The sequence below is a fragment of the Bathymodiolus heckerae thiotrophic gill symbiont genome (assembly GCF_900180345.1).
In the GTDB taxonomy this organism is placed as follows: domain Bacteria; phylum Pseudomonadota; class Gammaproteobacteria; order PS1; family Pseudothioglobaceae; genus Thiodubiliella.
Map to the genome: position 1 here is coordinate 1 of NZ_FXLV01000047.1, position 11,818 is coordinate 11,818.

At 40.2% G+C, this 11,818-nt stretch carries 11 protein-coding genes; 3 read left to right on the forward strand and 8 right to left on the reverse strand.

Translation table 11 applies throughout. The annotated features are described in order from the left end of the window. The 5 genes from CRYPD_RS06145 to CRYPD_RS06165 all read right to left on the reverse strand — a co-directional run. A partial coding sequence (locus tag CRYPD_RS06145; protein ID WP_138146721.1) for a GTP-binding protein occupies positions 1–594 on the reverse strand: 594 nt, incomplete at its 3' end. Positions 595–606: 12 nt separating this feature from the next. Further along, on the reverse strand, positions 607–2,709 hold the full coding sequence (gene fusA, locus CRYPD_RS06150) for an elongation factor G (RefSeq protein WP_138146722.1): 2,103 nt from the start codon (positions 2,707–2,709) through the stop codon (positions 607–609). Positions 2,710–2,730: 21 nt separating this feature from the next. Further along, the gene (gene rpsG / locus CRYPD_RS06155; protein ID WP_138146723.1) at positions 2,731–3,198 is read right to left on the reverse strand and encodes a 30S ribosomal protein S7; all 468 of its coding nucleotides are present in this window, start codon (positions 3,196–3,198) and stop codon (positions 2,731–2,733) included. A gap of 29 nt (positions 3,199–3,227) precedes the next feature. Beyond that, entirely contained in the window at positions 3,228–3,602 is a 375-nt protein-coding gene (gene rpsL / locus CRYPD_RS06160; RefSeq protein ID WP_138146724.1) for a 30S ribosomal protein S12, read from the reverse strand. A 103-nt stretch (positions 3,603–3,705) separates the two neighbouring features. Continuing rightward, positions 3,706–4,182 (reverse strand): low molecular weight protein-tyrosine-phosphatase, encoded by a 477-nt coding sequence (locus tag CRYPD_RS06165; RefSeq protein WP_138146725.1) that lies wholly within the window; start codon positions 4,180–4,182, stop codon positions 3,706–3,708. A 55-nt stretch (positions 4,183–4,237) separates the two neighbouring features. Here CRYPD_RS06165 and CRYPD_RS06170 point away from each other — a divergent pair, with 55 nt between their 5' ends. Beyond that, entirely contained in the window at positions 4,238–5,203 is a 966-nt protein-coding gene (locus CRYPD_RS06170; RefSeq protein WP_138146726.1) for a KpsF/GutQ family sugar-phosphate isomerase, read from the forward strand. A 1-nt stretch (position 5,204) separates the two neighbouring features. Here CRYPD_RS06170 and CRYPD_RS06175 read toward each other — a convergent pair whose 3' ends face one another. The 3 genes from CRYPD_RS06175 to CRYPD_RS06185 are packed head-to-tail and all read right to left on the reverse strand — an operon-like array spanning position 5,205 to position 8,988. After that, a complete protein-coding gene (locus CRYPD_RS06175) occupies positions 5,205–6,332 on the reverse strand; it encodes a HupE/UreJ family protein (protein ID WP_138146727.1) in 1,128 nt (375 codons plus the stop codon). Positions 6,333–6,348: 16 nt separating this feature from the next. Then, complete coding sequence (locus tag CRYPD_RS06180; protein WP_138146728.1) at positions 6,349–7,083, reverse strand: DUF4395 domain-containing protein; 735 nt, start codon at positions 7,081–7,083, stop codon at positions 6,349–6,351. 15 nt (positions 7,084–7,098) lie between these two features. After that, positions 7,099–8,988: a 5'-nucleotidase C-terminal domain-containing protein gene (locus CRYPD_RS06185; RefSeq protein WP_138146729.1), complete on the reverse strand. Its 1,890-nt coding sequence runs from the start codon at positions 8,986–8,988 to the stop codon at positions 7,099–7,101. A gap of 132 nt (positions 8,989–9,120) precedes the next feature. On the opposite strand from CRYPD_RS06185, the gene CRYPD_RS06190 reads away from it, so the two are divergent. Then, positions 9,121–10,506 (forward strand): UDP-N-acetylmuramoyl-L-alanyl-D-glutamate--2,6-diaminopimelate ligase, encoded by a 1,386-nt coding sequence (locus CRYPD_RS06190; RefSeq protein WP_138146730.1) that lies wholly within the window; start codon positions 9,121–9,123, stop codon positions 10,504–10,506. A 73-nt stretch (positions 10,507–10,579) separates the two neighbouring features. Then, the gene (locus CRYPD_RS06195; protein ID WP_138146731.1) at positions 10,580–11,452 is read left to right on the forward strand and encodes a Fic family protein; all 873 of its coding nucleotides are present in this window, start codon (positions 10,580–10,582) and stop codon (positions 11,450–11,452) included. Positions 11,453–11,818 lie beyond the last annotated feature (366 nt).

The following is an 11,818-nucleotide window of genomic DNA, read 5'->3' on the forward strand; positions in this document are numbered from 1 at the left end:
TAGTGCTTCAACTAACTTAACGATTGAAGGCACACCAATGTCTGAGGTGTCGCCTTCTAATGCCTTAAGGGCACTGCCGAAGATAACAGGAGTGTCATCACCTGGGAAGTCGTATTCAGTGAGTAGCTCACGGATTTCCATTTCTACTAATTCTACTAATTCTTCATCATCAACCATATCGGCTTTGTTCATATAAACAAGGATGTAAGGTACACCTACTTGCTTAGAGAGAAGAATGTGCTCACGGGTTTGTGCCATTGGACCGTCTGTGGCAGCGATAACGATAATAGCGCCATCCATTTGAGCAGCACCTGTAATCATGTTCTTGACATAATCGGCGTGTCCTGGGCAGTCTACATGAGCATAGTGACGAGCATCTGATTCATATTCTACATGGGCAGTTGAAATGGTAATGCCACGCTCTCTTTCTTCAGGAGCGTTATCAATATCTGCATAATCTTTGAATTCACCACCACGGGCTTCTGCCATAACTTTGGTAATGGCAGCGGTTAGAGTAGTTTTACCGTGGTCAACATGACCGATGGTACCTACATTGACATGGGGTTTGGTTCTTTCGAATTTTTCTTTTGACATTTTAAATACTCCTTACTTGTTTAATTTTTCGATGACATTATCGGCAACATTTTTCGGTGCTGCAGTATATTTTGAGAATTCCATTGAGTAACTTGCACGACCTTGAGTCGCAGAACGAAGATCGTTTGCATAACCAAACATTTCAGCTAATGGAACATCTGCTTTTAACTGTTTGCCATTAGGCAGGTCTTCCATCGCACCTACCAACCCACGACGCCTGTTTAAATCACCCATGACATCGCCCATATACTCTTCAGGGGTAACAATCTCAACAGCCATCATTGGCTCAAGTAACTGTGGATTGGCCAACCGAACGCCTTCTGATAAACACTTACTAGCAGCAATTTTAAATGCCATTTCGTTCGAGTCAACATCATGATAAGAACCATCGTAAACGGTTACTTTCATATCTACTAATGGAAAGCCAGCCAATACACCATTTTCCATTTGCTCTTGAATACCCTTATTGACTGCAGGAATGTATTCTTTAGGAATCACGCCACCTTTAATTTCGTCAACAAATTCATAACCTGCGCCTGGCTCTTGTGGCTCAATGCGCAAATACACATGTCCATACTGACCACGACCGCCCGATTGTTTGGCAAATTTATGCTGATGTTCAACCATTGTGGTAATCGCTTCACGGTAAGCCACTTGAGGCGCACCAACATTACACCCAACATCAAATTCACGCATCATACGGTCAACAATAATATCTAAATGAAGCTCACCCATACCTGCAATAATGGTTTGACCTGATTCTTCGTCACTTGATACACGGAATGAAGGGTCTTCAGCGGCGAGCTTGCCCAATGCAATGCCCATTTTTTCTTGGTCTGCTTTGGTCTTAGGCTCAACTGCTAAAGCAATTACTGGTTCAGGAAATTCCATTCTTTCCAATACAATTTTTTCCTTAAGGTCGCACAATGTATCACCTGTGGTTACATCTTTAAGTCCAATTGCTGCGGCAATATCGCCCGCACGAACTTCTTTAATTTCATCCCGTTCGTTTGAGTGCATTTGCACCATACGACCAATTCTTTCTTTCTTACCTTTTGATGAGTTATAAACAAAATCACCCGCTTTCAATACACCAGAATAAACACGGAAGAAAGTTAGCGTACCTACAAATGGATCGGTCGCAATCTTAAATGCTAGAGCCGCAAATGGCTCATCGTCATCGGCTGGGCGTGGTGCTCTGGTTTCGTCTTTGTCATCTAAAATACCTTCAATAGCATTAACATCTAGCGGAGATGGCATATACATAATGATTGCATCTAACGCCGCTTGAACGCCTTTATTTTTAAAAGCTGATCCACAAAACATTGGAATGATTTCATTAGCAATACAACGAGTACGAATACCTTCTTTGATTTCATCGCTGTTCAACTCGCCTTCTTCCAAGTATTTTTCCATTAACTCGTCATTAGCTTCAGCTGCTGCCTCTATCATAAATTCACGCTTTTCGTCTGCTAGGCTTTGTAATTCTGCTGGAATGTCTTTGGATTCATAAGTTGCACCTTGATCTTCTTCATTCCAATAAATGGCTTTCATAGTAATAAGATCAACAATACCTTTAAAGTCTTCTTCTGCACCAATAGCGATTTGCATTGGCACCGGATTTGCACCTAGGCGCATTTTGATTTGCTCACAAACACGCAAGAAATCTGCACCAGCACGATCCATTTTATTGACAAAACCAATTCTAGGAACATTGTATTTATTAGCTTGACGCCAAACAGTTTCTGACTGAGGCTCAACACCACCTACCGCACAAAACAAAGCTAATGCGCCGTCTAATACTTTGAGTGAACGCTCTACTTCAATAGTGAAGTCAACATGTCCGGGGGTATCAATAATGTTGATACGATGCTCTTCGAATTGCTCATCCATGCCTTTCCACATACAAGTAGTTGCCGCAGAGGTAATGGTAATACCACGCTCTTGCTCTTGCTCCATCCAATCCATGGTTGCGCCGCCATCATGCACTTCACCAATTTTGTGAGTGCGTCCTGTGTATAAAAGAACACGCTCAGTGGTTGTGGTTTTACCAGCATCAATGTGCGCCATAACACCGACATTACGGTAGTGACTAAGGGGGTGATTTCTTGCCATTATTCTAAGTTCCTTAATTTATTACCAGCGGAAATGGGCAAATGCTTTGTTTGCTTCTGCCATTCTGTGGGTGTCTTCTTTTTTCTTAAATGCAGTGCCACGATTTTGAACTGCGTCCAATACTTCGCCTGCCAGTCTAAGTTTCATGCCTTTTTCGCCACGCTTGCGTGATGCTTCAATAATCCAACGCATTGCCAAAGCAATCTTACGCTCAGACCTTACTTCAACGGGAACTTGGTAAGTCGAACCACCAACACGACGAGATTTAATCTCAACAGTAGGACCAATATTTTCTAATGCTTGTTTGAAAGTCTCGATTGGCTCAGCATTACCTTTAGATTCAATAGTATCTAATGCATCATAAACGATCTTCTCAGCTACAGATTTTTTGCCATCTAACATTAAGATGTTGACAAACTTAGCCAATACTAAATTACCAAACTTTGGGTCTGGTAGGATTTCTCTTTTAGGTGCGGATCTTCTTCTCATAGGGTTTCTCTTGTTTTATATATTTGTTGTTATTTCTTAGGTTTCTTGGTGCCATACTTAGAGCGACCTTGCATTCTACCATCAACACCAACGGTGTCTAATGCGCCACGAACAGTGTGATAACGAACACCTGGCAAATCCTTAACACGACCACCACGAATCAAAATCACCGAGTGCTCTTGCAAATTATGACCTTCGCCACCAATATAAGTCGTTACTTCAGCGGCGTTGGTTAATCTAACACGGGCAACTTTTCTAAGTGCTGAGTTAGGTTTTTTAGGGGTTGTGGTATAGACACGAGTACATACACCTCGTTTTTGTGGACAGCTGTCTAACGCTGGCACACCACTTTTCGTCATCTTCTTTTTGCGTGGCTTACGCACTAATTGATTAACTGTTGACATAAATTACACTCTCCAAAAATCTCTAAAATTCTTATTAATTATCAATCGCTCGTTTTTTCAAGAGCAACAAAGGGTGGAATTATACTGTGTTGAATAATTCTCGTCAATCAATTTTATGCAATTTATCCAACAAAAACTCACTGGCACGATTTAACATCACAAAAACCTCATCAAAACGCCCTTCAAAATAAGGGTCAGGCACGCCTTTGCCGTTGTTTTCTGGAATATTATCAAGCATTAAAGCAAGCTTATGCTGATGCTTCGTTGGGCAAATATCTTGCAAGTCTAACAAATTACTCGCATCCATTGCAAAAATATAATCATAATGATAAAAATCACTCTCATGCACTTGTCTCGCCCGCTGATGAGACAAATCAATATCATACTTATTAGCAGCCACTTGAGAGCGAGAATCAGGTTGCTCGCCAATATGATAAGCGTGCGTGCCCGCAGAATCAATCTCAAACAAGTCTTGTACACCTTGTTTCTGTATTTGCACCTGAAATGCGCCTTCAGCAGTTGGCGAGCGGCAAATATTACCCATACAGACAAACAAAATTTTGATTTTTTCGTTACTCATCACGCCTATACTTAGATAAAATTCAGTATTATATCCATTTAAAAAACTATCGTCTATGCCAAACACATTATTAAACTCCGCTAAAAAAGTCATCCTTACCGAAGCACAAGCCGTTACTCAATTAGCTGAGAAATTAGACCAAAGTTTTATTGATGCCTGCGGGTTAATTCAAAACTGCACTGGTAAAGTTATTCTAATTGGCATGGGTAAATCAGGACACATTGGTAACAAGATTGCTGCCACTTTTGCCTCCACTGGCACGCCTGCTTTTGCCGTTCACCCTGGCGAGGCAGGGCACGGTGACTTAGGTATGATTGAACAAAACGATGTTGCTATTTGCATTTCTTACTCAGGTGAATCTGATGAAATAATGACGCTAGTGCCAATTATTAAGCGCCTTGGCGTTAGTATCATTGGCATGACAGGCAATAAAGACTCTGCTATTGGTAAAATCAGCGATGTGCATTTAGATGTTGGTGTGCAAAAAGAAGCCTGCCCACACAACTTAGCGCCTACCTCTTCCACAACAGTGGCACTTGCCATGGGCGATGCATTGGCCGTAAGTATTCTTACCAATAAAGGCTTTAGTCCAGATGATTTTGCTCGCTCACACCCCAGTGGCACACTCGGTAGACGCTTACTAACTTTTGTTAATAATATTATGAAAACAGGAAATGACATACCTATCGTTAGTACCGATACCAAATTACTCGATGCTTTATTGGTGATGAGCCAAAAAACCCTTGGCATGGTGCTAATTACCGACAACAACACCCTGCAAGGCATCTTCACCGATGGCGACCTACGCCGTGTTTTGGAAGAACACCCAAATATTCAAAATCTCACCATTGGCAAAGTTATGACCCAAAACTGCAAAACCATCCTAGCCGACAAACCAGCAACGGCAGCGGTAGCAATGATGGATGAATTTAACCTAAATTCACTGCCTGTGGTCGATGAAAATAATCAAGTGGTTGGCGCAATTAACACCCACACCCTAATGCAAGCAAAAATTATTTAACCTAAATCACCAAACGCTCAATACCCCAATAAACACCAATCATAGCAATGATAACAGAGGCTGGCATAATCGCAATTTTTCGATAATCAAGTTTTGCTATTTTTAGTAATAATAGTAGGGCAACTACACTTAAGACAATAACAACTTGTGCGAGTTCAACGCCGATATTAAAGCCGATTAAAGTGGTCAGAAAATTGTCTTCAGTCATTTCAAAAGACTTGAGCATACTGGCAAAACCAAGTCCGTGTATAAGTCCGAATAAAAATACAATCACGCTTTTACGCCTGATGGATTGACTGCTTAATAAATTCTCTATCGCCACATAAGCGATTGAAAAAGCAATCAGTGGCTCAATAATTCTTGGTGATATTTCTACCATATTTGCCATTGCCAAGGCTAAGGTGAGCGTGTGTGCCAAAGTGAATACACTGACCAAAAGCAGTAATTTTCGCCACAGTAGTGAGGATAACGCCATACCGATAATGAATAAAATATGATCCCAACCTAAGGGAATAACATGGTCAAAACCGATGGCGGTAAACTGAGACAATCGCCCCATCATGCCCATAGGTTCGGGGTGATTGATGTCAATTATGCCACTTGATGCGCCATTACGCAACCATTGCCATTGACTCCAATTGTATTCATCTTTTTTATACACTTGGTAGCGCAATGCACTGTCGCCAGAGGCTTTGGTGTATTGCCACGATAAAGTTTTAGGCCGTTGGCTTAGTTGCACTGTATAAGTGAGTACGGTTTTTCTAGGGCGTTTTTTGTAGCCAACAATATCAATGTTGGTATGCTTTAAATGTAAGTCTTGAATTTGATGATTAACCGTGAATTGAATGCTGTTTAAAAACTGTGTTTCAAAATATTTAAAGCGTGTGTGCAATACCTCAGGTGCTAGCGCACGCAATGCGTCATACTCGGCTGAGGCAGGTGCATCTGTGGTATTTTTATATTGAGTGCCAATGCCTGTCATTACCGCTTCAAGGCTAAGGTCAATCACAACTTCGACTTTTTTATCAGCATAGATTGAGATTTCCACCAAAGCAGGTTTGACCACATCTGCGATAGATGTGCCAACCAACAGCCAAAACAGGGTGATGGATATTAGTAATTTTGGCATTTATTTTTTGTTTTTTTTATCTATTTTTTTGTTGTTTTTTGCGTTTGATTTCATCCCAATTAATGTTTTCACAAGCATCACAATGGCGATTAACAACGCCTAATTTGACCAATCCTGCATAGATTTTACAACCCGCACAAAAACCAATAACCGCTTCTAGCCACATAAATAATAGACATATCCATACTAAATTCAACACTAACCAAGAGGGCACATAATTTTCATCAACAGGGATACTGGTGCCTAATAAATTGTTAATCCAAAGCGCAACTGCGTCTGGATTAAAAAAGACAATACACACCGAGATAAAACTTGCCCCCATTATCCAAGCGCAGCGCTTAGGGTCGATGGGCTTCCATTCAGGTTCTCTGCCGATAACCAAAAAACTAGCCAATAAAATCGTGGGGGAAAACCGTGCACCAATAACGGACATGCCTAGCAACATTTCAATCAAAGCATAAACCAATAATTTAGTTTGAAAAGAATAGTCAAACACCCTTTTTGTGGCTTCTACTTGATAAACAATGCGGTCATCCCAATCAGTCTCAAAAGTGTCCACCGAGGTGGTATTCAACACCACATCCCACGATGAACCATACATCACATTAACTAAAGTGAAAACCATATAAATAGGAATAATCAGCAAAACGCCTGCACGAATACGCACTGCGGTATCATTAATATGAATAGAATCCTCGCCTAAATCACGAAACCAAAGGTTTTTAAAAGTGTTTTTAATAGCAGCTAACATACGAGCAAAACAGGGTTAAATTAATTTTCCTGCGTAGTTTTCAATACCCGGATTGTTGTTTACACCTTTGATGGTCGGATGATTCACTTTTTTAAGGTTAAGATGTTTTTGTTTGCGCAAATAATCCGCCGCTACATCCCACATCAGGCGACCATTACCCACACTACCCACTTGCGCCCAACCAGACACCTTATAAGATTTGTTTGCATCAATCGGCGTGCCTTCATCATCGACAATATTGCTAATACGATTACCCAAGCTCTGAGCAGGATCAATGGTGTAATCCAGCCCACCCATACGCACCATATCGCCGCCTGATTGCAGATAAGGGTCTTGCACAAATAAGTTCTCAGCAATGCCCTCTAAGATTTCTTTGAGTTGCAAACCTTTTAGTTCATTCACATAAGTTTCGCCATAAGTCATCGAGGTATTGGTCATTAAATCTTCCATAGTAATGACATGCCCTGCTGGCACTGATGTACCCCAACGCACGCCTGCAGACATGGCAAAATCTGCCTCATATTCGGCGCGCAGTGAATTAACCAGCACCTGATCCCAAGTACCCATAAAATTACCACGGCGATATAGGGTTTGCTCCGTGGTGCATAGTTTTTCGGTCAAAATAGCATCGAAAGTCTTACCTACACGGTCTGAGTTATTACTCATTGCACTACTGCGAGCCTCAACCACAGTTTTATCGTATTTGGTCTGACGCATTTTATCAATAAACGACACCATTGCCGCATCAGGCTTAATAAGATTGGTAATAATTGGCAACATTTTATAATTGTAGCCAACCACTTTATGGTCTTTAATGTCTAAATCCATTACCCCGATATATTTACCTGAGCAGCCTGCATTCGTTACCACAGTCATGCCACCTGCATTTTTCACTTCAATAGGTTTTGGCATACCGTCATGCGTATGTCCACCAAAAATTGCATCAATACCAACCACACGAGATGCCATTTTAATATCCACATCCATACCATTATGCGAAACCAAAATAATAGCATCAGGCTTTTCATTGGCACGAATATCAGCAACTAGCTCACTCATTTCGCTTTCACGCAAGCCAAACGACCAATCTGGGAAGAAATATTTTTGTGGATTAGCGTTAGAAGTTCTTGGAAAAGCTTGACCAATTACTGCGATACGATGCCCACCCACATTTTTAATCACATAAGGCTTAAATGGCAAGCTGTCATCTTCATTATATAAACCATTGCCGCCATATTTTTCTGTCATGGCAATATACTCATCGCCCAACAAAGCATCTTCCATAATACGCACATTCTGACCTAAAAAATCTCCCTTAAAGAAACCAATATTCTTAAGTGTTTCTTCTTCTTTATAAGTAAATTCCCAATGTCCGACCATCACATCAACACCAAGCATATTGCATGCCTCGACCATATCTGCCCCTCGCGTCCAAAGTGATGTGCCAGAGCCCTGCCAAGTATCACCGCCATCAACGGTTAGCGTGTTTTGCACGCCACCTGCACTTTCACGCAACGAATCTAACACTGTTTTAATCTGCCCAAAACCACCTGTTTTGCCATATTTAGCTGCCAATTCTTCAAAATTATTATAAGTAAATGCATAAGCCTCAGGCGAACCAGGCTTAACGCCAATTTGTTTCAGTAACTTGTTGCCAACCACATGAGGCAACTGCCCAAAAGTAGATCCAAAACCTAAATTAACATTTGGCTCACGAAAATAATTTGGCAACAAATTGCCATGAGTATCAGTAATGTGCAAAATACGCGCATTGCCTGTCTTTGCCACCTCGTATCTATTGTCTTGGGCAGACAGCTTATCCGCATCATTACCACAACCACTAATCAAACCAGCTGCCGAACCTGCGCCCACTACTTTAATAAAATCTCTGCGTGTTAAAGCCATTCCTCTTCCTCAGTCATTAAAAAAGCCATAATTCTACTGTGTCTAACCATAGAATGCAAAACTATTAGTAAATTATAATATTCTAATAATAGACTGAATATTTTTAGCGTCTGTCTTGGTTATAATACGCCTATGAAAATAAACCAATTACTTAGCGATATTACCCCAACACAAATTAATATCGAGATTCACGGACTGTGCTTAATTGCTGCCAATGTGCAAGCAGGTGATGTGTTTGTTGCCTTACAAGGGCAATCCACACATGGCATTGAGTATATTGACCAAGCCATTGAAAAGGGTTGTGTTGCCGTGCTAATTGATTCACAAGATATTGAATGCGCCGTCCCTGCCATTCGTATTGACAATTTATCTGAACACTTGCAAACCTTGGCAGCAACTTTTTATCATAACGCCACAAAAGTCAAGATAATTGGTATTACTGGCACTAACGGCAAAACTTCAGTGGCTTGTTTTATCTCTCAATTATTAGCTATGCTCGAAGTTAAAAACGGGCTGATTGGCACGCTGAGCATTAGTCAATCTAAACAACGCTCTAAGCAAACCACACCTGACATTCTTACATTATATCGCACGCTTGATGGCTATTTTAAACATGGCATCAATACTGCTGTGTTAGAGGTGTCATCGCACGGTATTGACCAAAACAGAACCTCAGGACTAAACATTACTCACGCAGTGTTCACCAATTTTACCCAAGACCACTTAGATTATCACCAAGACCTTAACGCTTATCAAAGCGTCAAAGCACGATTATTTTCACGCTCAAGCGTTGTATCTACTATTCTTAATCGAGATGATAATTATTACTCTGACTTTTTAAAGGCAGCAAAAGGTAAGGAAAATACCAACTTTGGCTTGGATGATTTTGAGGATATTAGACCGACTAAACAAGGATTTTTAGTCACTTTGAAAAACTTTGTTTTTGAACTGCCTTTCTTAGGTGAATTCAATTTACTCAATGTTTTAGCCGCCTTCAACACGCTTAGGGCGCTTGGATTTGATGATGAAAAAATCATTCCACTACTCCACAAACTCACGCCTCCACCAGGCAGAATGCAAAAAATCAACAACCGTCTAGTATGGGTAGATTACGCCCACACGCCAGATGCCATCGAAAATGCTATTATTACTTTACAAACACATTACCCAAATTTTAACATTCGCCTTGTGTTTGGTTGTGGTGGCAATCGGGATAAAAATAAACGAGCAAAAATGGGGAAAATTGCCTCAAAACTGGCAAACACCCTTATTTTGACCAACGACAACCCACGCAATGAAGAGCCTCGTGCCATTATCAATGACATCTTAAATGGTATTGACGATAGTTATGAAGTGAACATTACCCTAGACAGACAACTCGCCATTGAAACTGCCGTTACCACCCTAGGCGAAAATGAATGTCTACTCATCACTGGTAAAGGACACGAAACCACGCAACAATTTAAAGATAAAACTATTAATTTAAGCGATATTGACATCGTCAAACAGATAAAATAATTTACACTTTATAGATTTATAATCGTTAAAATATACAAAATAAATCAATTTTTAACGGTTATAATAGAAAATTATGGCAAAAACTCACACAATATTTGAAAATATTCAAAAATTACGCAGTCGTTATTATGCGGTATTCCAAGGCAAACAAGCATTACTTGATTTAATCTCAGAAGCCGAAGTTGGCGAGCAAGTTTATAACTCAAATGCAATCGAAAACTCTACGCTAACCCTAGGCGACACTGAAAAAGTTTTATTGCAAATTGACTTGGATAAGTATATTTCCGAGCGAGAATTATTTGAAGCAAAAAATCTCGCCAGAGTAGTAAGTTATATCAACAAAAAAGCTACACAATCTGAACTAAATTTAGAGATTATTTTACTATTACACCAAATGTTATTGGCCAATATCAACGATGATTTTGCAGGTAGATGGCGGCAAAAAGATGAATGGGTGCGTGTTGGCAACCACATCGCCACATCTCCCGAACACATCATCGACAAATTACACAAAATATTAGCCCACTACTTCGCCACCAACAATGAGCACATCATCAAACGCATCGCCCTATTCCACCTGAATTTTGAACAAATTCATCCGTTTATTGACGGCAATGGACGCATTGGCAGAGTGCTAAATAATTACCTACTCATTCGCGATGGCTTTGTGCCGATTAACATTAAATTTATTGACAGAGCGAATTATTACACCGCTTTTAATGAATTTAACGAGACAGGGGAAAGCAAGACTATGCAGGGTATTATCGGCAAAGCGCTCACTAATAGTTACCACAAGCGCTTGGCGTATTTAGAGGGCAAAGAAATTATCTCCCTTGCAGATTACAGCAAAAAATACAAACTCTCACACGCCAATCTCATCAACAAAGCCAAGCGCCAAACTATTAAAGCCTTTTCAGAAAAAGACAAGTGGAAGATTGGCAACTAATTTCAAAAAAACCCAACTGAAGACCCCTGCATTAAACCAAAAAAACCCTAAATCAACCCTAAAAATCTTGTATTTATCCTGAAATTTATAGTAAAACACTATAATTATCAACTACTTATATAAATAATGCGCATTATAACCACCCAAGAACAAACCTTTTCCGATAGTCTCATCAACATACCAACTAGACATTATTAACAAAATCATCGATTGGAAAGTAATAGTTAAAGAACTAGCCCGATTATTCGCCCGTTAGCTTGTTTAAAGCATTGCTATAATAGGCAATGGCATAATCTCTCTGATGAGAAGTTGGCTGATAGCCTTAGTAGAGAGTTAGTCTTTATTAACTTTTGTAACTTTAGTCTA